Genomic DNA, 21,732 nt, shown 5'->3' with positions numbered 1-21,732 from the left:
GTGGCATCGGCGCATGGCCGCGCTCCGCCTCGCGCTCTCGCTCGGCCTCGCCGCCGCGGCCTGCGACGGCCGCCCCGCGGGGCCTGCCCCCGGCGGCGGCCCCGGCTCCGTGGCGCCTGCCCCCGGCGGCGGCGGCCCCGACCCGCTCGATCCGCTGCGGCGCTTCGAGGCGTCCCGGCGCGCCGCGACCGACTTCTCCCGCCTGCCCAGCTCCGACCGGCTGCTCGGGCCCGATCCGATCGCGCTTCGCCCCGTGGATCCGCGGGGTCGCCCCGCCGCGCCGGGCGCGCCCGCGCTGCTCTCGCCGCTCCGCGGCCGCGACGCGCTCGTCCTGCTCGACGCGTCGCTGCGCGAGCTCTCCCGGGCCCCCGCGCCGGCCTCGCCGACGGGGGTCGCGGTCATGCCGTCCGGCGAGATCTTCGCGAGCGGCGAGGCGTCGCCCGTCCTCTTCCGCTACGTCGTGCGCGGCGCCTCGCTCGAGCCCGCGGGGCGCATCGAGCTCGCGGGACTCCACGGCGTCCGTGACGTCGCGGCCGGCCCCGAGGGCGTCCTCTATGCGCTCGACGAGCGCGCCGGCGCGCTCCTCACGCTGCGCCCTGGTCCCGCCCGCGCGGACGGGCGCCTCGAGGTCGAGCGCTGGGACGAGCCGATCGGCGCCGGCCCGTTCCGCGTCGTGCGCCTCGCGCGCCACCTGATCGTCGACTGCCTCCTCGACCACACGCTCGTCGTGCTCCCGGTCGGCGCCGACGGCCGCCCGCTTCCGGGCGGCGCGGCGCGCATCCGCCACGACGGCCCGATCTGGAGCTTCGACGCGCTCGAGACGGCCGACGCCGGGGGCGGGCTCCTGCTCGCCGCGGGCGGGGTCGAGGATCGCCCGCTCGACCGGACCGGCGGCTCGTTCGGCTACATCGACTCGTTCGTCTTCCTCTACCGCGTCACCACCGGCGCCCGGCCCGAGGCGGCGCGCCTCTCGGCCGTGAACGTCTCGGAGCTCGGCGTGCTCACCCCGAAGGCGATCGCGCTCTCGGCGCTCCCGGGCGCGGCCGGCGTGCGCGTGGTCGCGACCGGCTACGGCGGCGACCGCCGGGCCGAGCTCCTCTTCCGCGCGACGGACGCCGGCCTCTCGGCCGCGCCGGAGGTCTCCACCCGCCCGCTCGCCCCCGGCGTCGCCGGCATGGTCGCGCTCGGCGGCGGCGCCTTCGCCTATGCGAACCCCCTGCTCGACGCGTGGCTGCTCGACGCGGGCGACGAGGGCAGCGTCTCGAAGCGGCCGGTCCAGGACGGCGGCGAGGACGCTCGCTCCGAGGAGCTCCGCCTCGGAGAGGCGCTCTTCTTCACGTCGCTGATGGCGCCCTGGAACCGGACCGACGGGCCGCTCAGCCGGTTCACGTGCGAGACGTGCCACTTCGAGGGCTACGTCGACGGCCGCACGCACCACACGGGCCGCGGCGACGTGCGCGCCACGACCAAGCCGCTGCTCGGCCTGTTCAACAACCGCCCCCACTTCTCCCGCGCCCTCGATCCGGATCTCACCGCGGTGGCGGACAACGAGTTCCGCGTCGCCGGCGCGCTGAGCGGCCACGACCCGTGGTTCCCCCTCTCCGCCGCCGACGCCCCGTGGCTCGTCGATCTCGGGCTGGCCGACGCCGCGCGCGCCGGGCTGCCGCCCGAGGCGCTCCGCCGCGCGCTCATGAGCTTTCTCATGGCGTTCTCGCACCGCGCGAACCCCGCCGCCCTCGGCCGCTCGCGCTTCACCCCGCTCGAGCGCGAGGGCGCCCGGGTGTTCCGGGATCGCTGCGCGCGCTGCCACGCGCCCGTGCTCCGCAGCGACGATCCCGGCTCCGCGGCGCCGTTCGAGCGCTGGGAGGAGCTCGTGCTCGCGCCCGAGGGGGCGATCGTGTGGGGCCGGGCCGGGTACGAGAAGACCGGCGTCGTGCCGTACGTGCACGAGGATGGCGCGCGGGTGCCGTCGCTCCGGCGGCTCTACAAGAAGCGGCCGTACTTCACGAACGGCTCGGCGAAGAGCCTGCGGGAGGTGCTCGAGCGGGCGCGCTTCGGTGACACGGGCGGCCGCGCCGCCGCCGACGGCGGGCCGAGCGCCGCCGCCGCGTCGGGGGCCTTCTTTCACGACGGCGCCCCCGCGGGCGAGGACCTCGGCGCGCTGGACGCCGGGGCGATCGAGGCGCTGCTCGCCTTCCTCGATCTACTCTGACCGCGCGGATCCCGCAGCGTCGCCGCGCGATCCGCGGTAAATAGGCGAGATGCGACTTCACCCCACGTTCCCGCGCCCGTCGGCGGCGGCCATCGACAAGGCGCGCCGGCTCCTCGAGCGCGCGCTCGGCCCCTCGAAGGTCATCACGTCGGCCGAGGGATGCGCCGCCTACGCGGGGGACGAGTCGGATCAGCCGCCGGTGAGCCCGGATGCGGTCGTGCTCGCGTCCTCGGCGGCCGACATCGAGAAGGCGGTGCGAGCGGCGAGCGAGGCGGAGGTGCCGGTCGTGCCGCGCGCCGCCGGCAGCGGCAAGTCGGGCGGCGCGGTGCCTGTGGCGGGCGGCATCGTCATCGCCACCATCGGCATGAGCTCCATCAAGGAGATCAGCCGCGAGGAGCAGGTCGCGGTCGTCGAGCCGGGCGTCATCCTCGCCGACCTGCACGCGGCCGTGGAGGCCGAGGGGCTCTTCTACCCGCCCGATCCGAACTCGCTCAAGATGTGCGCGCTCGGCGGCAACATCGCCGAGAACGCCGGCGGCCCGCGCGCCTTCAAGTACGGCGTCACGCGCGAGTACGTGCTCGGCCTCGAGGCGATCCTCATCGACGGCACGCGCCTCCGCACCGGCCGGCGCACGGTGAAGGGCGTGACGGGCTACGACGTCACGGCGCTGCTCGTCGGCAGCGAGGGCACGCTGGCGATCACGACCGAGGCGACGCTCCGGCTGATCGCGAAGCCCCCGTCGGTCATGACGCTGCTCTGCCTGTTCCCGGACGTGCACGCGAGCGGGCGCGCCGTGAGCGCCCTCGTCGCGGCCGGCGTCGTGCCGCGCTGCCTCGAGCTGCTCGACCGCTCGACGCTCGACGCGGTCCGGGCGCGCGGCGTCGGGGTCGACGAGCGCTCGGGCGCGATGCTGATCATCGAGGTCGACGGCGAGCCCGCGGACTGCGAGGTCCAGACCGAGCGGGTGGGGGAGGTCTGCATGGACGCCGGGGCGCTCGACGTCCTCGTCGCGCAGGACAAGGCGCAGCGCGACCGGCTCTGGGAGGCGCGCCGCCAGCTCTCGCCCACGACGCGCGCCATGGCGCGCTACAAGATCTCCGAGGACGTCGTGGTCCCGCGCAACAAGATCCCGGCGCTGCTCGACGAGGTCGCGGAGATCTCGGCGGCGACCGGCGTCCGCATGCTGACGTACGGCCACGCCGGGGACGGCAACCTCCACGTCAACCTGCTCTGGAACGATCCGGAGCTCGTCCCCCAGGTGGAGATCGCGCTGTCGCGCCTGTTTCACGCGGTGATCGGCATGCGCGGCACGCTGAGCGGCGAGCACGGCATCGGGACGTCGAAGGCCGAGTTCCTCGCGCTCGAGCAGTCGCCGGAGCTCATCGCGCTCGAGCGCCGGATCAAGGCGGTCTTCGACCCGAAGGGCCTGCTCAACCCGCACAAGATCTTCCCGCGGCGCGCGCTCACCGCGGTCGAGCGGGGCGAGCGCGACGGGGGGACCGAGCGCGCGCCGGGCTTCCCGACCCACGTCGCGGCGCCGTCGCACGGGGCTTGCTAGTCGATGCGGGTCCTCGGCATCGATCCCGGCTCGCGCCACCTGGGCTGGGGCCTGCTCGTGCGGCAGGGCACGCGCATCGAGCACATCGCGCATGGCGTCATCGACGTCGACACGACCGGGACGTTCGCCGGCCGGCTGGTGGAGATCGACGACGAGCTCGGCAAGGTGATCGCCGCGCACGCGCCCGACGCGGCGGCGGTGGAGAGCCTGTTCTTCGCGAAGGACGCGCAGAGCGCGGCGAAGCTCGGCCACGCGCGCGGGGTCGTGCTGCTGCGGCTGGCGCGCGCCGGCGTGCCGATCTCGGAGTATGCGCCGGCGCTGGTGAAGCGGACCATCGTCGGCCGGGGCGCGGCCGAGAAGGCGCAGGTGGCGCAGGTGATGACCGCGGTCCTGCGCCTCGCCGCGCCCCCGCGGCCGGACGCGGCCGACGCGCTCGCCATCGCGATGACCCACCTCAGCGCCGCGGGCTTCGCGGCCGCGCTGGCGGCGTCCGGCGCGCCCGTCCGGTCCCGGGCCAGACCGCGACGGGCGCGCCCGGGTTGAGCGTGGGCCTGCGGGGCGCGGCGGCTGGGCTCGACGTGGATCCGCCGGGCGCGACCCGGGCGGTTCGGGCGCACACCCCGTGTGCTATGGAGCCTGCATCGGACGCGCCCGCGCCGCGTCCAAGGTGAAAACGTGCGGCGCGCCCCGGCTTCAGCGAGGGCGGCGGTCGCCGGGGGAACCGGCGGTGCATCACCGGCGCCCCTGTCTCACGAAGCGCGGAGGCGACACGCCTCTGGACATCAAAGGAGATCGGGAAGGATGACGCGAACCTCACTTTACCGCCTGGCCGCCGCGTGCCTCATCGGGCTGACGGCGCCTGTCACGGTCGTGCTCGCGACCGCCGGCGAGTCCCAGGCAGCGGGCCCTACCGCCGAGGAGCTCGGCAGGCGCGTCCAGCAGTTCTACGACTCCACGAAGACCTTCAAGGCGAGCTTCACGCAGACCTACACGATCAAGGTCCAGGACGTGAAGAAGGTCTCCACTGGCAAGGTGATCTTCGAGAAGCCCGGCAAGATGAGCTGGGTCTACGACGCGCCGAACGGGAACCGCGTCGTCTCCGACGGCGTCACGATCAAGGTCTACGAGAAGGACAACGAGCAGATGTTCGAGACGCCGGTGAAGGGCTCCCAGTACCCGGCGGCGCTCTCGTTCCTGATGGGCAAGGGGCAGCTCACGAAGGATTTCTCGCTGCGCCTGCTCGACCCGGCGCAGATGAAGTTCGAGGGCGGCTATGTCCTCGAGGGGACGCCGAAGGAGGCGACCCCTGCCTATCAGAAGATGCTCCTCTACGTGGACGGGCAGACCAACCAGGTCCGGCGCGTGCTGATCCTCGACGCGCAGGGCAACCGGAATCGGTTCGACTTCGCGTCGCCGGTCGTCAATCAGCCGACCGCGAAGAACGAGTTCGACTTCACGCCCCCTCCCGGCACGCGCGTCGTCCGCCCCTGACGTCATCCCGCCATGTTTCCGGCGCGGAGCCCCGCCGCGCTGCCACTGCCCACAGATCGAGGAAGCGGAGCGTCACGGCGCCCGCGCTCCTAGCCGGCCGCGCGACGTGCCGATGCTGCTGGGAGATCTGCCCGGCGCGTCCCTGCCGTGGTAGAAATATCGTGTGATGCTTCGATCCGACGGGTGTGAGCGACAGCTCCGAGACTGCCGTTGCCCGCCTCGGATCGTCGCCGCTTCTGGCGGCTCCACGTGTGCGGTGGCGGTTCGTCTCGGCTGAAGGTCACCCGCTGTCACGAGGATTTCGCGAGAGCGCTCGATCCATGAACAACGCCCACGGACGCCGTCCCGATTTCCCCGGCCTGCCGCAGCAACCCCGGCCGGCGGAGCGCCCGAGCGAGCATGCCCAGCCTGGTGGCGGGCAGGTTCGCTCGGGGTCCCCGGCGCACGGCGCGGGGCAGCTCTCCTCGGGACAGCCGCCGCACTGGCCGCAGGGGCACGGGCAGCATGGGCATGCGCCTCCGGGACACGGGCATGCGCCTCCGGGACACGGGCATGCGCCTCCGGGACATGGGCATGCGCCTCCGGGACATGGGCATGCGCCTCCGGGACACGGGCATGCGCCTCCGGGACACGGGCATGCGCCTCCGGGACACGGGCATGCGCCTCCGGGCTACGGGCACGCGCCGCCGGGCTACTGGCCGCCAGCCCGTGCGCCGATGCCAGCGCAGGGCCCTGCTCCGCCGCACGGCGCTCCCGCGCTGTACGGCGCCGCGCACCCTGCGCCCGCGCATCCCCACGCCGGCTACCCTGCGGTCATCCGGGTAGCGCGAAGGCCCGACCCGGATCGGCGGCGGCGCATCGCCGGGCTGTGGCTGTGGGCCAACGGCATCATCGCGGGCGCGGTCCTCAACCTGATCTTCACGCTCTTCGGCGTGATCGAGTCCGGGGGGAGCATGCTGAGCGCCATGCTCGTCGGAGCGCTCTTCGCGTTCCCGCCGCTCGTCCTCTACCTCTTCGTCCCGATGGTCATCGATCGGTACGATCCTGAGCCGTGGTGGTGCCTGCTGATGGCGTTCCTGTGGGGTGCGCTCGCGGCGACCGGCTTCTCGATCCTGATCAACACCGGCGTCCACGTCGGCGTCTCCAGCAACTTCGGCGAGCCGGTGGGCGAGCTCGTCAGCGCGTCGGTCAGCGCCCCGTTCGCGGAGGAGCTCTTCAAGGGGCTCGGCGTGTTCGGCTTCTTCTACTTCTTGCGCCGGGAGTTCGACGGCATCGTCGACGGCATCATCTACGCCACGTTCTGCGCGCTCGGCTTCGCCGCGGTGGAGAACGTGCTCTATTACGCGCGCGCCTCGATGCAGGGCAGCGACGTGCTCGCCGGGACCTTCGTCCTGCGCGGCGTGTTCACGCCCTGGCTCCACCCGCTGTTCACGTCGATGACCGGGATCGGCTTCGGCCTGGCCCGGGAGTCGTCGAAGACCTGGGTGCGCGTCGCGGCCCCGATCGGCGGCTACCTGCTCGGCGTCGCGCTGCACGCGGTGTGGAACTTCCTCCCGACCGCGCTGGGGCGCGCGATGGGGGACCTCTTCATGCCGTGGCTGCTGCTCTGGCTATGCTTCGTCGCGTCGTTCTTCGGGATCATCGTGGCGCTCGTCGTCCGCAAGGGCTGGGTGATCCGGGATCATCTGCGCGACGAGGTCGCGCTCGGCATGCTCACCCAGGACGAGCTCGAGCTCGTCTGCTCGCCGATCGGCCGGCTCCGGTGCACCCTCGGCTGGCGCGGGGCCACCGGGCGGAGCTTCATCCGCGCCGGCGCGCGGCTCGCGCTCAGCAAGTGGCACACGGCGCGCGCGCTGGAGGGGCGGAACCGGACGATCAGCGCCGACTTCATCGGTCCGCTCCGCCACGAGATCGCGCAGCTCCGGCAAGAGCTCCACGCCCGCTCTCCTCGCTAGACTGCCGCTCTGGAGCTGGAGCCCAGGCGCGCGGTGGGGGGTCAGCTCTGTGAGCCGGTTGTGTCGTCTGTGATGGGGCGGGGGGCGGGGCGGTCCTCGCGCCGCTGCACGGGCTTCGCGGGGATGCCGACGACCGTCGTGTTCGGCGCGACGTCGTGCACGACCACGGCGTTGGCGCCGATCCGGGCGCCGTCGCCGACCGTGACGCCGCCGACGATCTTGGCGCCCGCGCCGATGAAGAGGTCGCTCCCGAGCACCGGCGTCTGACGCCGATCGGCGCCGATCGTCACCTGGTGCTCGATGAGCACGTTCGTGCCACCACGGACGTTGCCGTTGATGACGACACCGTTCGAGTGGATGAGCACGAAGCCCGGCCCGAAGTCCGCGCCCCGCCCGATGACGCAGCCGCCGGCGAGGTTGGTCGCCTTGTTGAGCAGCATCTCGACCACGGGCATCCGGTGGGCTCGCGCGGCCTGCGTGAACCGGTAGAGGACCATCGCCGCCGTGCCGTCGGTCGCCAGCGTCTTCAGGAGCGTCGGCAATGGGTCGCTGCCGTAGCACCATGTCGCCTTCTTGCGCACGTCGGCAGCGATGAGTCGCAAAGTCCGCAGCATCCCCGCGAGACTAGCGCACCTCGCCCCGACCGTGCGAGCTTTCGCCGCGCGACCGTGCACCCCCTCTGCTGCGCGGGCCCACCTCCAGGAGAGACCGCGGCGCATTCTCCTCCGGAGGAGCCGGCGCACCGCGCTGTTGCCCTCCGGTCATCGGCCCGTCACATCGCTCGGGTACACGCGCTATTCAGCATGTCGCGGATTTTGGTCATCGAGGACGAGCCGGCGCTCCAGAAGGTGCTCGATTACAACCTCAGGCAAGCCGGGCATGAGGTGCTCCTCTCGGGGCAGGGCGGTGAGGGGGTCCGGCTGGCCTTGGACCAGCGACCCGATCTCGTCTTGCTCGATCTCATGTTGCCCGACATCTCGGGCACCGAGGTGTGCCGCGCTCTCCAGCAGAGCGACGACACCCAGCGTATCCCCGTGATGATCGTCTCGGCGCGCGGGGACGAGGTCGACCGCATTGTCGGCTTCGAGCTCGGCGCCGTCGATTACGTCGTCAAGCCGTTCAGCGTGCGGGAGCTCGTGCTGCGCGTGCAGGCCGTGCTCCGCCGCGCGAAGTCCTCCGGGGACGGGGAGCGGTGCATCGAGTTCGGGTGTCTCCGGATCGACGAGGGCGCACATCGCGTGTGGGTCGATCGCGAGGAGGTCGAGCTGACGCTCCTCGAGTTCAAGCTCCTCGTCGCGCTGTACGAGGCGCGCGAGCGCGTGCAGACGCGCACCGCGCTCCTCGACGGCGTCTGGGGCATCGACGTGAGCATCACGACGAGGACCGTGGACACCCACGTCAAGCGCCTGCGCGACAAGCTGCGCCGCGCGGGCGATTACATCCAGACCGTCCGCGGTATCGGCTATCGATTCGCCGCGTCGCCCGACGTGCCCGAGAGCCGCAGCGCGTGATCGCGATGCCGGGCGATCCGCGACAATCGTTGCCGCCACGCCATTCTGCCGTAACGCAAGCTGGTATACAGTGCGAATGTTGAATCCCACGATGGGATAACCCATTGAAGCCGCTCGTCCTTATTTGGAGCTCGGGTGGAGCTCTGGTCTTTTCGCTAGCTGGCGCCGGGAGCCTCGATGCACCTTGAGACGTGGAATGCGGGGGAGGCCGATCCTGACCGAGCGAGGCGGCTCGCGATCGGGTACGCGGCCGGGCTCCTGCTGTTCGCGGGCATCGCGCTCTCCGCCGCCCGCCTGAGCGGCGCGATCCGGCCGCCTCCGCCCGAGGAGGAGGTCGTCGACGTCAAGCTCGCCGCCCGGCTCCCCGAGGCGCCTCCCGTCGCAGCGGCGCCGGCGCCCCCGCCGCCGGCGGCGGAGGCCCCGGCGCCTCGCCCCGCGGCGCCCCGGCGCCCGGCGCTCGTCGCGCCGACCACGGTGCCCTCCGAGGCGCCGGCGGAGGCGGACCCGAGCCAGGCCACGGCGAGCGACGACGACACCTACGGAGAGCCGGGCGGTGCGCCGGGCGGCGTGCCCGGCGGGGTCCCCGGCGGCACGGGAACGGCCGCCGTGGCGGCGCCCCCGCCGCCGCCGCCACCCCCGCCGCCGCCGCCGCCGAGAGGGCCGATTCACCTCCCCGAGAACGCGACGCCGCCGGTCGCGCTCTCCAACGCGCTTCCTTCCGTCCCCGAGGCGGCGCTGAGCGCAGGGGTAGAGGCCACCGTGGTCGTCAGGTTCGTGGTGACCGAGACGGGCGAGGTCACGAACGTCACCATCGTCCGCGGCCATCCGCTCTTCAACGACGTGGTCCTCGCGACGGTGAAGACGTGGCGCTACCGGCCGGCGGTTCACGAGGGGAGGCCGGTGTCGACCTTCAAGACGGTCAGGATCCCCTTCAAGGCGAAGAGATGACGTCGAGCGCGCGGCCGCGGAGGCGGCGTCTCGCGAGAGGAGTGAAGGAGTAGAGCCATGATGCAGTTTGATCTCGGGCACATCTGGGCGACCATGGGGCTCCTCAGCAAGCTCGTCGCGTTCGCCCTCGTGCTCATGGCGCTGGCGAGCGTCGCTGTCGTGGTGGAGCGGCTCATCGCGCTGGCGCGTCAAGCCTCGGAGAGCCGGCGCTTCGCGAGCGAGGCGCGGCCGGTGATGGAAGCGTGGGACACGGCGCGGCTCGCGGCGATCGCCGACCGGTACGGGCGCTCTGCGCTCGCCCGGCTCGTCGCGGCGGCGGTGCGCCGGTTCCAGCGCGCCGTCGACGCCGGCGAGGGCGGCGTGCCCCCGGTGGAGCTCGCGCGCCGCGAGGTGTCGCGGCGCCGCGAGGCGATCTCCGCCGACCTGCGCCGCGGCCTCTCGGTGCTGGCGACGGTGGGCTCGGTGGCCCCGTTCGTCGGGCTGCTCGGCACGGTCATCGGCATCATCACCGCCTTCCAGACCATCGCCTCGACCGGCTCGGGCGGCCTCGGCGCCGTGAGCGGCGGCATCTCCGAGGCGCTCATCGTCACCGCCCTCGGGCTCGGCGTCGCCATCCCGGCGGTGCTTTGCTTCAACTACCTCACCACCCGCATCGCCGCGGTGGAGCTCGCGCTCGAGCGCAGCGCGGGTGAGCTCATCGATGAAATGGAGAACGAGCATGGGCGTTCGAGCGGAGAGCGGTCGTTCGGGTCGGCAGCCGCCGCCTGAGCCGGAGATCAACGTCACGCCGCTCGTCGACGTGGTGCTCGTGCTCCTCATCATCTTCATGGTGATCGCGCCCCAGATGGAGCACGGCGAGCGGGTCGACCTCCCGGCGGTGTTTCAGCCCGATCGGAGGTCGAGATCGGCGCTCGATCCGATCTACGTGACGATCACCGGCGCCGGCACCGTGTTCCTGGAGAAGGAGGCCGTAGCCGACCTCCCGTCGCTCGGAGAGAGGCTGCGGGCCATCCGCGCCGCGGAGCCGGAGCGCCGGGTGGTCATCAAGGGCGACGCCTCCGTGAAGTACGGTCGCGTGCGGGAGGCGTTCGCGCTGTGCCAGGAGGTCGGCTTCGGCGGGATCTCGCTGCAGGTGAGCCAGCGGGGCGGCGGGGCCTCCCCGGAGCCGGAGGAGGGCTAGCGTCGTGGGGATGAGCGTTTCGCAGGGCGGAGGCAAGAGGGGCGGCGTCGCGCCGAGCATGAACGTGACGCCGCTCGTCGACGTGGTGCTCGTGCTCCTCATCATCTTCATGGTCGTGACGCCGCTGCTCGCGAAGCAGTTCTGGCTGAACCTGCCCAAGAAGGACGACACCGCGAAGCTCGCGCCACCCCCCGACGACGCCAGCAAGCCCGTGGTGCTCACGGTGGATCAGCGCGGCGTCATCCGCATCAACCAGGCCGAGGTGCAGCGCGGCGAGCTGAGAGAGCGGCTCGCCCGCATCTTCGCGGCGCGCTCGGACAGCGTGCTTTACTTCGACGCGGAGGACGAGGCCGTCTACGCGGTCGCGGTGGAGGCCATGGACGCCGCGCGCATGGGCGGGGCGAAGACGATCGCCGTCCTGACAGAGAAGACCGGGCGCTGAGCCGGCGCGGCGCTCGGCCCCGATGCGGCGCTGACAGGGCGCGCGCGGGGCCGACGTCCCAGGGCGCGCTCGCGGCGCGGCGCACAGGAGAGGGCGGCGGGTAGCTGGCTCTCCGCTCTCCTCATCGACGGGCGCAGGTGCGCCCAGCCATCGGATCGACAGGCGCGCCCGAGCTCGGGGCGTGAAGGGACAGGTGCATGAATCGCAGAAGGATCTCGGGGGTAGTCGCAGCGCTCGTGGCGCCGCTTTGCTGGGGGGCCACGGCCCTCGCCCAGGGCGACCCTGGAGCGGCCGCGCCGCCGCCCGAAGGCGCGGGGACCCCGGCCGGCGCCCCGGCGGCGGAGGACGCCGGGGGCCTCGACGAGCCGAGCCCGTCGCGCCCGCCGCCGGCGGGGAAGGGCGCCGTGTGGGGCGTCATCACGGACGCCGCCACGAAGGAGCCCCTCCTCGACGCCCAGGTGTCGGTCGTCGGGACGAAGCTCAAGGCCATCGCGGATCTCGACGGCCGCTACCGCCTGGAGCTCCCGCCGGGGAGCTACAAGCTTCGGATCTGGTACGAGGCGTACAGGCCCCGGCGCGTGCAGGACGTGCGCGTGACCGCCGGGCAAGTGAGCCAGATCGATGTCGGCCTCGATCCGGATCAGCAGGCGGAGGAGGTCATCGAGGTCGAGTTCGAGCCGGAGCGGGCGAGCGTCGCGGCGCAGCTGCTCATCCGGAAGAACGCGGCGCACGTGGGCGACGCGGTCGGCGCGAAGGAGATCGCGAAGACGCCCGATCGCAACGCCGCCGAGGCCGCGAAGCGCATCGTCGGAGCGACCGTGGTGGACAGCAGATACGTGTACGTGCGCGGCCTGGGCGAGCGCTACACGAACGCCCTCCTGAACGGCGCCCCGCTGCCGAGCCCCGAGCCCGACCGGCAGGCTGTCCCGCTGGATCTCTTCCCGTCGCTGGTCCTCAGCGACATCACCGTCGTCAAGACGTTCACCCCCGACATCCCCGGCGATTTCGCGGGCGGCTCGGTCCAGGTCAACACGCGCGAGCTCCCGACCAGGTTCCTCTTCCAGGCCTCGCTGTCGCTCGGCCTGAACAGCCAGGCGACGTTCCGGGATCGCATGAGCTACGCCGGATCCGGGACCGACTGGCTCGGGATCGACGGCGGCGCCCGCGCGCTGCCGGGCGAGATCCCCGATTACAAGCTGGTGCGCCTCGGCCCCAAGCCGGGCGGCGGCACCCTCACGAGGGACGAGATGACGGCTTACGGCAGGGCGATCAACTCGTCGATGGCGACGACGCGGGCGTTCACTCCGCCGAACGGGAGCGGCAGCGTGGTCGTCGGCGACACGCTGAAGCTCGGCGGCGAGCAGCGCCTCGGCTACATCGCCACCCTGAGCTACGGCCGGAAGTTCTCTCCGCGCGCCAACGAGGCCCTCGGCGACTTCGACCCCGACCCTCGAGGCGGCGAGCCCATTCGCGCCAGCGACATCGCGACGGGGAGCATCCGTGATCAGGTGTCCTGGGGCAGCTTCGCCAGCGTCACCTACAACCCGGCTCCGGACCACAAGGTAACGCTCACCGGGCTCCACAGCCGCTCGTCGGACGACCTGGCCAGCCAGGCCGACGGGAACCCGAGCCGCGGTGACAGCGCGTTTCGCGACACGCTGCTGCGGTTCATCTCGCGATCGCTCACCCTGGGTCAGCTCCAGGGAGAGCATCGCATCGGGACGCTCCTCGGCGGGACCGTCGACTGGAAAGCATCGATTTCTCTCGCGACCTCGGACGAGCCCGACACGAGGGAAGCCGTCTACATCCGGGACGACGCGAGCGGCGCCTTCTCGTGGGACGAGGGCACGCTGAGCGGCGCGCACTTCTTCAGCGACATGAGCGACGTGAGCCACGGCGGGCAGCTCTCCTATACCCAGCCCCTCGTCCGCGGGGACACCCCGACCCGGCTGAAGGTGGGCGGCCTGCTCAACCGTCGAGAGCGCGGGTTCAACGCGCGCCGGTTCCGGTTCAAGCAGCGTCCTGGCTCGGATTCGATGCTCCTGCGCCAGGAGCCGGATCGGCTGTTCTCGGACGAGAACATCGGCGCGGTGCTCGAGCTGGAGGAGATCACGCGCGAGACCGACTCCTATACGGCGAACGACGATCTCTACGCGGGTTACGTGATGACCGACGCCGCCGCGACGCGATGGCTCCGCGCGGTGCTCGGCGCCCGGATCGAGGCCTCCGCGCTGTCACTGAGGGCGTTCGACAGGTACTCTCCGGCGAACCCCGAGACCAACGTGGAGAGCGCCAAGATCGATCTCCTGCCCGCGGTCAACATCATCGTCAAGGCGAGCTCGAACTCGAATGTCCGGTTCGGCGTGGCCAGGACGCTGGCTCGTCCCCAGCTCCGCGAGCTCAGCCCGACCTTGTATCAGGAGGGCTATAGCGGCAGAGAAGCGCAAGGCAATCCCGAGCTCCGGCGGACGAGCGTCGTGAACGGCGATCTCCGCTTCGAGATCTTCCCGACGGCCGGCGAGGTCGCTGCGGTCAGCGTGTTTTACAAGCACTTCCAGGGGCCGATCGAGGAGGTCATCCTCCCGAACGGCGGCAGGGGCAGGCTCACCTATGTGAACGGAGACGTGGGCCATGTCGCCGGCGTCGAGATCGAGCTCAGGAAGGGCCTTGGCTTCATCGCCCCGCTCCTGCGGGAGGTCACCGCGCTCGGCAACCTCACGTTCGTTACCTCGGAGGTGACGGTCGATCCGGAGGCCAGCGCGGGCGGGGTCAAAATCCAGAGCAATCCGGCGCACCCGCTCCACGGGCAATCCCCCTTCGTCGTGAACCTGGGGCTCGACTACACCGGAGAGTCGACCGGAGCGAGCGCCCGGCTCCTCTACAACGTATTCGGCGCCCGGCTCAGGAGGGTGGGGAGCCAAGGGCTGGAGGACGAGTACGAGCAGCCGCGGCACCAGATCGACCTGACCGTCGCCCAGCGCATCGGCGAGCACGTCGAGCTGAAGCTCGCCGGCGAGAACCTCATCGATGCTCCGGTTCGCGTCACGCAGGGCAAAGCGAACGACGACGACAAGATCGTCAGTCAATACAATACCGGAACGACCGTGACGCTGAGCGCCTCGTACACCTATTGAGCGCGTGCCATTGAATCGTCACGCGGCGATCGCCGCGATTTCGCCCGCGTGATGCATGTTGGGTCGCCAGGAGGTAAATAGCATGCGTACATTAGGAATTACCCTGGCTTGCGCCTCGGCGCTCTCCGTCGCGGCGCTCGCCGCTTGCGGGGACGACGAGTCGATCTCCCCGACCACGACCAGCTCCTCGTCCACGAGCGGCTCCGGCGGCGGTGGTGGTGGTGGCGGCGGCGGCGGCGGCGGTGGTGGTGGTGGTGGTGGTGGTGGTGCCGATTGCGCCGCCCCGGTGGAGGTCACCAAAGCGATCACCGCCGACGCGACGTGGACCGCCGACAGGTGCTACCTCATGAAGGGGATCGTCTTCGTCGAGCCCGGCGCCACGCTGACCGTCGAGCCTGGCACGACGATCATGGGCGAGAAGGTGAGCCTCGCGACGCTGGTCGTGAAGCCCGGCGCGAAGCTCCACGCCAAGGGCACCGCCGACAAGCCCATCGTGTTCACGAGCCAGGGCGAGAAGGGGGACCGCGCCGCGGGCGACTGGGGCGGCGTCATCCTGCTCGGCGAGGCGCCCATCAACGTCGAAGGCGGCAAGGCCGCCGTCGAGGGTATCACCGGCGAAGGAACCGAGTATGGCGGCGATAAGCCGGAGGACAACAGCGGCGTCCTCGAGTACGTGCGCATCGAGTACAGCGGGATCCTGCTCTCTCAGGACAACGAGGTGAACGGCCTCACCTTCGCCGGGGTGGGCTCCGGGACGACGGTCGATCACGTGATGGTCCACCACACGCTCGACGACTGCTTCGAGTTCTTCGGCGGCACGGTCAACGCGAAGCACCTCATCTGCGCGCAGAACGGCGACGACGGCATCGACTGGGACCTCGGCTACGTCGGCAAGCTCCAGTTCATCGCGGTCCAGCAGGATCCGTCGGTGGCCGACGACACGAACGGCTTCGAGGGCGACAACGACGCCGACTCATCGACCAACACGCCGGTCAGCGAGCCGACGATCTACAACGCGACCCTGTGCGGCAAGAACAAGGACGTCGACAAGCAGCAGTACGGCATGCTGCTCCGCCACGCGACGAAGGCCCACCTCTTCAACATCATCGTGACCGGCTTCGAGGCGGGCGTGGACCTCCGCGACGAGCTCACCGAGGTCGAGCTCGCGAGCTCGATCTTCTTCGGCAACATCGCGGCGAACATCGCCCACGTGGAGAGCGACGCGAACGAGACCACCGAGTCGAAGCTGGATGACGACGACGACGCGGGAGCGGACGAGATCGCGTGGTTCGAGGGCGAGGCGTCCAACAGCGTCGAGGATCCGGGGCTCGCCGACTGCTTCGCCAAGGCGCCCGATTTCCGGCCGGCGGTCACGCTCGTCGACAACGCGGCGACGCCGCCCGACGACGGCTTCTTCGACGCGGAGGCGAGCTACATCGGCGCCTTCAAGGCGGATGACACCTGGGCGGCGGGCGCCTGGGTCTCGTTCGACGCGAACTGACGCCGCGCCGTCCACGCGGGCGCGTCGTCGCGTGACGGGCGGACGGGATCCGTGGCGAGAGAAATGACGAAGGCCGGCTCTTCAGCCGGCCTTTATCGTCTCCATCATCACGCCTCCGCCGCAGGCGCTCAGCGCACCCGCGGCGTGAACCCGGACACGCTGCTCCGGTGCTCGCTGCATACGCCTCGCGCGTCCGGGTTGTCCTTGAATGACACCCTCCCGCACACCTCACAGATGCAGAGGTGTGCGCGATAGAACTCGCGATCGAGCAGGATGTCGGCGGCGAGCAAACTGAGCACAATGTCGCCCAGGAAGTCGATCTCGCGCGGCGAGGCGACCCAGACGGGACGGCCGCCGACCGCGGCCCGGCGGACCCTGCCCCCGTAGATGGCCGCGTTCAGGAATCGATCGTCGGCGACGGGAGCGATGAGGCCCCGGAGCGCCGTGATGACGCGACCGCGGGCCTTGTGGATCAGCTCCTCGAGGTTGCTGCCGCCGTCGGCGCGCGGGTCGAGCATGACGGGCGTCGCGCCGGGCTCGCGGACGATCTGCGGGCGCTTCATCAGACCCGGGCTCACGAGGTTGTCCACGAACCAATCCTGGAGGTCTGTGAGCGTCCACTCGGAGGCCGGCCACTCCAGGAACTCGAGCGCGCCGCGGAGGCCGCTGATGCTCTGGAGGCCGGGATGGGTAGGGAAGCTCGGCAGGGTGCGGGATGTGTGCAGACGCCGGGGTGAGCGGCGGCCCGCGTCGTCGATGTTGCGGCCGGAACCCATGTTCACCTCGAGGGCGGACCCCCGTTCCCGATGGATGCGAGCTCTTGCAGAGGCCACCATACCGGCAAAACAAGCACAACTCGTGCCGAGCCTGGCGAACGGGAGGACCTTGATTTACCAGGAGTTCTGCCCTGGTAGCCCGAAGCGACCGATGGGATGGCCGGCCACTGGCCGGCCAGGTTCTTGAACAGGTAAGATAGATCCTGATGGACCACTCCACCGTCCGCGTCTCGGTTCCCCCGGAGACCTCGGTCGCCGAGCCTGTTCCCGGAATCGTGCTGATTTTCTCGGGGGATCAGCCGCGATGCGCGCCGATCCCCCTCGATCGTGGCGCCGTGGTGCTGGGGCGCGGGGGCGTCGCCGGCGTGCCCCTGGTGGATGACTCGCTCATGTCGCGGCGACACGCCCGCATCGCGTACGACGGGGCGGCCTGGACCGTGGAGGACCTCGGCAGCACCAACGGGACGTCCGTCAACGGCGAGCCCATCCGCGGCGAGGTCCGGAGGGAGGCGATCCAGATCGTCGGCGCGGGGACGTCGGTGTTCCTCGCGCTCGCCGACATCCGGAGCTTCTCGCGCGGGGGCGTGCAGCTCGAGAAGGAGAGCGTCCTCGGGCCCAGGCTGCAGCTTGTCTACGACACCATCCTCCGCGCCGCGGCCGCGGGCGACAGCCTCCTCGTGACGGGCGAGAGCGGCACGGGCAAGGAGCTCGCGGCGCGCGCCTACCACGAGGCGGGGCCGCAGGCGCGCGGGCCGTTCGTGGCCGTCAACTGCGCGGCCATCCCGGAGGGCCTGGCCGAGCGGCTCCTCTTCGGCGCCCGGCGCGGCGCCTACTCCGGCGCGACGCACGACACCGAGGGCTACGTGCAGGCCGCCCACGGGGGCACGCTCTTCCTCGACGAGGTGGCCGAGCTCGACGCGGCCGTCCAGGCGAAGCTGTTGCGGACGATCGACACCCGGCAGGTGCTCGAGCTCGGCGCGGTCGCGCCTCGCCCGGTGCAGATCCGGATCTGCGCCGCGACACACGACCTGCGCGCGCGGGTCGCCCAGGGCCGCTTCCGGGACGATCTCTACTACCGCATCGGCCGGCCCGAGGTCCGACTCCCGCCGCTCCGGGAGCGCACCGAGGAGATCCCCTGGCTGCTCACGCAATGCGCGAAGGCGGTCGGCACGGCTTACGGCAAGGCGCCGCCGACGACTCACCATTCGATGATCATCGCGTGCGCGATGCGCCGCTGGCCAGGGAACCTGCGCGAGTTCGTCGGCGAGGCCCGGCGCGCCGTGACGCGCGCGCTCGACGAGGGCCGGCGCACGGTCGAGGCCAAGGATCTCGACCCGCTCGCGGGCATCGGGCTGGGCCCGGAGACGCTGGAGCCGCGCACCCGGCAGACAGGCAGCGATGGTAGGCCGGGCCCCTCGCGCGCGAGCCAGGCGCCGCCCGAAGATGAGATCGCCGAGGCGCTTCGCCTCGAGCGAGGCAATGTGTCTCGTGCGGCCAGCAGGCTCGGCGTGCACAGGAATCGAGTTCGGCGCTGGCTAGAGAAGAATGGCGTGGATCGCTCCCACTTCGCCGATGGGAGCGATCTGTCCGATAACGACTGAGCAGCTCACCGGCCTCGTAAGCACAGGTACAGGAGCACGTCAATGGCGGCACGGCATCGATGGAAAGCGCCTGCCCGCCGCGCTGCGCCTCGATGACGAAGTCGCTCCGGGCGTAGGCTGCTGAGGCCGACAGGACGTTCGTTCCATACATTGCCTCCAGCAAGCGCGCTGGTTCCCTCGGGCGATTGCTGGGCCGCGGCGCCGCTCCTCTCCGGCGAACCAGGCCCGGGCGTCGAGGAGGCCGGTCGTCGCAGGGTTGCCTCCATCCGGCGACGCAACGCCGGCTCGATCGACCGAGCGCCCATGTATAGGGACTTTACAGACGTGGTGTTGCGGGTTGTAATGTGGAGTGTAAGCCCCGTCTCCCGAGGTGCTGTCACGACCAGGGTCAAGTCAACGAGTCCGGCGCGCGCGCGGCGCGCCAGGTCGGAGGGCGCGATGCGCTCTGAAGAAAGCAGCGATAAGGTGTGCCGTGTCCTGCGCGTGGCGCGCGTCGTCGCGCTGCGCGCGAGCCGCCAGGCCGCGACGTCGAGGCCGCGCGCATCGCGGTCCGCCCGCGCCCCGCGGCGGGCGGGGACTCCTTCCTGGGAGGCGGCCGCGGTTGCCTCGCGCGGTGCCTACGAGAGCCTACGTCTGCCGCCAGAAGGCAGGTTCGGACGGTGCGAGGCGCGCGAAGAAGGGAGCGCGATGCACAATCATGATCTTGGACTTGACCGGACGAGCGGCTTCATCGATGTACAGAGAGTTGTCTGTCGGGCCCTCGTGCGAGCTCAGGTCCCGTCGTGTCATGGGCGTGCGCTGCGCTTCGCAGCGTTACCGCGGGCGCGCGGCCGCCGAACGCCTGCTCCCGGCTCGCCGTCGGGCTCTCCCGCAGCGACATCAGCAAACATTGAAACCCCCGGCTCCTGCGAGGTGATCGACGTCATGCGTTCGCGCTTGAACTCGGCCGATCGCGGAGAGCCCAGCCAGGACGGCGGGCTGCCTGGTTGAACAGCCCTGGACACCATGAACGCGATCCGTAGACACGCATCGGCCGAAGAGGCGTCTGTCAGCCTACGAGAGCACATCGAGGGGCCGACAAGCTCGGCCGCGTCCGGACCCGGGCTCGGACAGCAGCCAAGCTCGGGCACCCGGCAGACCCACTCCCGGCGCCGCCCGTTCCTGAGCCGCCTGCTGGCGGCGGGCGAGGCGATCGACGCAGGGGATGGCGAGAGCGCGAGGGCCCTCTTGGAGGGCATCCTGCGGGCGGAGCCCGATACGGGGGACGCGTCGGAGCGCATTTCAGGTGTGTTCGGCCGAGCGTTGCTCGCTCGTCTGGACGGAGATCGCTCCGGCGATGGCAACCTCTACCTGCGCAGCGCTGGACCGCGGGACATGCTCGCGGCGTTTCAGCTGCTCGTGCACGCGACGCCGCTCATCCGTTTCGGATATCTCAGCGCGAACGCGGCGATCGTCGAGGCGTTCCAGGACGAGCAGGAGATCCACGTTATCGACATCGGTGTCGGGGGCGGTACCCAGTGGCCGTTCCTGCTACATCGGCTGGCGACGCGGCCCGGCGGTCCGCCGCGGGTCCGGTTGACCGGGATCGACCTGCCGTGTCGGGGCCCGGATCCCGAGCAGCGGCTGCGCTGGGCGGGCGCGTTCATCGGGGGATGGGCGGAGCGGCTGAAGGTCCCCTTCGAGTTCCACGGCGTCGCGTCCTCGGTGGAGCGCGTCGACTGGAGCCGTATTGCGTCCCGCGCGACGGCGCCCATCGCCGTCAATGCGGCGTTTGCATTGCACCACGTACCCGACGCCTCGGTGCACGCCACCGCGAACCGCGACACAATCCTCACGAGGATCCGCGCGCTGTCGCCGCGCGTGCTGACGCTCGTCGAGCCGGACGTGGAGCACAACGCGCTCCAGTTCCTCCCGCGCCTTTCCGAGGCGATCGGCCATTACTATGCGGTATTCCAGGCGCTCGAGGCGCTGCTCCCGCCGCACATCGCCGCGCGCGAGACCATCGAGCAGGTCTTCTTCGGTCAGGAGGTGATGAACGTGGTGGTGGGCGAGGGGGCGGCGCGGGTCGAGCGGCACGAGCGCCGCGGCGCCTGGCAGCGCCGCCTCCGTATGAACGGCTTCGAGCCGCTGCGCGTCTCCCAGCATGAGCCGCCGGTCCGCGGAGGGCTGCGCCTCAGCCAGGGCTTCGACGTCCGGGCGGACGAGCCGGCGCTGCTGCTCATGCGCAATGGGGTGTCCATCGTGTCCGCGTCGGCGTGGCGCCCGCGGCCGGTGCCGCCGCCATCGCGGTTCATCTCCGGGCTGTTCCGCCGGGCCGGCTGAGCGCTCGCTCGTCGGGGACGCCTCGCCGTTGCACACGGCATCTGTGGCCGCAGTCGCATCTCGGGAGATGGGTAAGAGCAAGTGCCACCGCCGAGCTCAGGGATGAGCTCAGCGGGTCACGAGCACCTTGAGGGCGCCCGGCGCAGCGGCGGCCCGCAGCGCCTCCTCGGCGCGCTCCAGCGGGAGGCGGGCCGACACGAGCGAGCGGACGTCGACGGTCCGGCCCTTGAGGGCGCGCAGGGCTGGGTCGAACAGCCCGCAGCGCGAGCCGACCACGGTGATTTCGTGGACGACGAGGTCCGCGAGGTGGACGCTGGAGAGCCCGGCGACCGTGCTCTTCAGCACGAGCGTGCCCCGCGGCCGGGTCGCGCGGACCGCCCTCGTGAACCCCTCGGCCGTGCCGGTGGCCTCGACCACGAGCTCGGCCGGTTCGCCGGCCCAGGTGCCCTGAGGAGGCGCGGCGCCGGTGTCGGCCGGCGCGACCGGGCGAAAGAGCTCGGTCGCGATGCCCTGCGCGCGCAGCAGGGCGAGCTTCTCCTCGTGCTTGCCGACCGCGAGGACGCGGGCGCCGGCCTGGTGCAGCACCTGGGCGATGAGCAGGCCGAGCTTCCCGTCGCCGAACACGAGCGCCGAGGTGCCCGGCGCCACGCGCACCTGCTCCAGGATCGCGAACGCCGCCGCGAGCGGCTCGGTGAACACCGCCTCCTCGTCGTCCACCCGGTCGTCCACGGCGTGGAGGTTCGCCACGGGCACCGCGACGCGCTCCGCCAGCGCGCCGTCGGCGCCGACGATGCCCATCACCGTGCGCGCCGGGCAGTGACGCCCCAGCCCGCGCGCGCACGTGGTGCAGAGGCCGCACGCGAAGTTGATCTCCCCGACCACGCGACGGCCGCGCCAGGCGGCCGGCCCGTCCACGACCTCCCCGACGAACTCGTGCCCGAGCGTGCCGCGGAAACCCATGTAACCCTTGGTGATTTCGAGATCCGTGTTGCAGATCCCAGCGCACCGCACCTCGACCACGGCCATGCCGGCCGTGATCGAGGGCGGGTCGCGGTCGATGACGCGCGCCGCCGTGCCGTCCCAGACCAGCGCTCGCACGGG

General features: G+C 71.5%; 17 protein-coding genes. 14 read left to right on the top strand and 3 right to left on the bottom strand.

Features of this window, described 5'->3' with window-relative positions; translation table 11 throughout:
- Positions 1-13: 13 nt before the first annotated feature.
- The 5 genes from WMF28_RS25435 to WMF28_RS25415 all read left to right on the top strand — a co-directional run bounded on the left by WMF28_RS25435 (position 14) and on the right by WMF28_RS25415 (position 7,216).
- Positions 14-2,212, top strand: coding sequence for a hypothetical protein (locus WMF28_RS25435; protein WP_437595900.1), 2,199 nt, complete (start codon positions 14-16; stop codon positions 2,210-2,212).
- Positions 2,213-2,261: 49 nt separating this feature from the next.
- Complete coding sequence (locus WMF28_RS25430; protein ID WP_437595899.1) at positions 2,262-3,770, top strand: FAD-binding oxidoreductase; 1,509 nt, start codon at positions 2,262-2,264, stop codon at positions 3,768-3,770.
- 3 nt (positions 3,771-3,773) lie between these two features.
- Positions 3,774-4,313 (top strand): crossover junction endodeoxyribonuclease RuvC, encoded by a 540-nt coding sequence (gene ruvC / locus WMF28_RS25425; RefSeq protein ID WP_437595898.1) that lies wholly within the window; start codon positions 3,774-3,776, stop codon positions 4,311-4,313.
- Between the two features lie 258 nt (positions 4,314-4,571).
- Positions 4,572-5,261, top strand: a complete 690-nt coding sequence (locus tag WMF28_RS25420; RefSeq protein ID WP_437595897.1) for a LolA family protein — start codon at positions 4,572-4,574, stop codon at positions 5,259-5,261.
- A gap of 716 nt (positions 5,262-5,977) precedes the next feature.
- The gene (locus WMF28_RS25415; RefSeq protein ID WP_437595896.1) at positions 5,978-7,216 is read left to right on the top strand and encodes a PrsW family intramembrane metalloprotease; all 1,239 of its coding nucleotides are present in this window, start codon (positions 5,978-5,980) and stop codon (positions 7,214-7,216) included.
- 41 nt (positions 7,217-7,257) lie between these two features.
- Here the strand turns inward: WMF28_RS25415 and WMF28_RS25410 are convergent, their stop codons facing one another.
- Entirely contained in the window at positions 7,258-7,830 is a 573-nt protein-coding gene (locus tag WMF28_RS25410) for a serine O-acetyltransferase (RefSeq protein ID WP_437595895.1), read from the bottom strand.
- 189 nt (positions 7,831-8,019) lie between these two features.
- Here WMF28_RS25410 and WMF28_RS25405 point away from each other — a divergent pair, with 189 nt between their 5' ends.
- The 7 genes from WMF28_RS25405 to WMF28_RS25375 all read left to right on the top strand — a co-directional run bounded on the left by WMF28_RS25405 (position 8,020) and on the right by WMF28_RS25375 (position 15,932).
- The gene (locus WMF28_RS25405) at positions 8,020-8,727 is read left to right on the top strand and encodes a response regulator (protein WP_437595894.1); all 708 of its coding nucleotides are present in this window, start codon (positions 8,020-8,022) and stop codon (positions 8,725-8,727) included.
- Positions 8,728-8,904: 177 nt separating this feature from the next.
- A complete protein-coding gene (locus tag WMF28_RS25400) occupies positions 8,905-9,675 on the top strand; it encodes an energy transducer TonB (RefSeq protein ID WP_437595893.1) in 771 nt (256 codons plus the stop codon).
- Between the two features lie 57 nt (positions 9,676-9,732).
- Entirely contained in the window at positions 9,733-10,443 is a 711-nt protein-coding gene (locus WMF28_RS25395) for a MotA/TolQ/ExbB proton channel family protein (RefSeq protein WP_437595892.1), read from the top strand.
- A complete protein-coding gene (locus tag WMF28_RS25390; RefSeq protein ID WP_437595891.1) occupies positions 10,394-10,855 on the top strand; it encodes an ExbD/TolR family protein in 462 nt (153 codons plus the stop codon). Before WMF28_RS25395 ends, WMF28_RS25390 begins: the two co-directional genes overlap by 50 nt.
- 10 nt (positions 10,856-10,865) lie before the next feature.
- Positions 10,866-11,297, top strand: coding sequence for an ExbD/TolR family protein (locus tag WMF28_RS25385; protein ID WP_437595890.1), 432 nt, complete (start codon positions 10,866-10,868; stop codon positions 11,295-11,297).
- 197 nt (positions 11,298-11,494) lie between these two features.
- Positions 11,495-14,431, top strand: a complete 2,937-nt coding sequence (locus WMF28_RS25380; protein ID WP_437595889.1) for a TonB-dependent receptor domain-containing protein — start codon at positions 11,495-11,497, stop codon at positions 14,429-14,431.
- Positions 14,432-14,513: 82 nt separating this feature from the next.
- Positions 14,514-15,932 carry a T9SS C-terminal target domain-containing protein gene (locus WMF28_RS25375; protein ID WP_437595888.1) on the top strand — a complete coding sequence of 473 codons (1,419 nt, stop codon included), beginning with the start codon at positions 14,514-14,516 and terminating at the stop codon, positions 15,930-15,932.
- Positions 15,933-16,060: 128 nt separating this feature from the next.
- On the opposite strand, the gene WMF28_RS25370 is transcribed toward WMF28_RS25375, so the two are convergent.
- Positions 16,061-16,708 (bottom strand): hypothetical protein, encoded by a 648-nt coding sequence (locus tag WMF28_RS25370; RefSeq protein WP_437595886.1) that lies wholly within the window; start codon positions 16,706-16,708, stop codon positions 16,061-16,063.
- A 206-nt stretch (positions 16,709-16,914) separates the two neighbouring features.
- Between WMF28_RS25370 and WMF28_RS25365 the strand changes: the two genes are divergently transcribed.
- Both WMF28_RS25365 and WMF28_RS25360 read left to right on the top strand, forming a co-directional pair.
- On the top strand, positions 16,915-18,309 hold the full coding sequence (locus tag WMF28_RS25365) for a sigma 54-interacting transcriptional regulator (protein ID WP_437595885.1): 1,395 nt from the start codon (positions 16,915-16,917) through the stop codon (positions 18,307-18,309).
- A 1,005-nt stretch (positions 18,310-19,314) separates the two neighbouring features.
- On the top strand, positions 19,315-20,631 hold the full coding sequence (locus WMF28_RS25360) for a GRAS family protein (RefSeq protein ID WP_437595884.1): 1,317 nt from the start codon (positions 19,315-19,317) through the stop codon (positions 20,629-20,631).
- Between the two features lie 108 nt (positions 20,632-20,739).
- Here the strand turns inward: WMF28_RS25360 and WMF28_RS25355 are convergent, their stop codons facing one another.
- Positions 20,740-21,729 carry an MDR/zinc-dependent alcohol dehydrogenase-like family protein gene (locus WMF28_RS25355; protein WP_437595883.1) on the bottom strand — a complete coding sequence of 330 codons (990 nt, stop codon included), beginning with the start codon at positions 21,727-21,729 and terminating at the stop codon, positions 20,740-20,742.
- Between the last annotated feature and the right edge of the window lie 3 nt (positions 21,730-21,732).

Origin of the sequence: Sorangium sp. So ce590 (assembly GCF_051521365.1) — a bacterium.
Taxonomy (GTDB): domain Bacteria; phylum Myxococcota_A; class Polyangia; order Polyangiales; family Polyangiaceae; genus Sorangium.
Note: the sequence above shows the minus strand (reverse complement) of the source record. Positions and strands in the feature narration are given on the sequence as shown.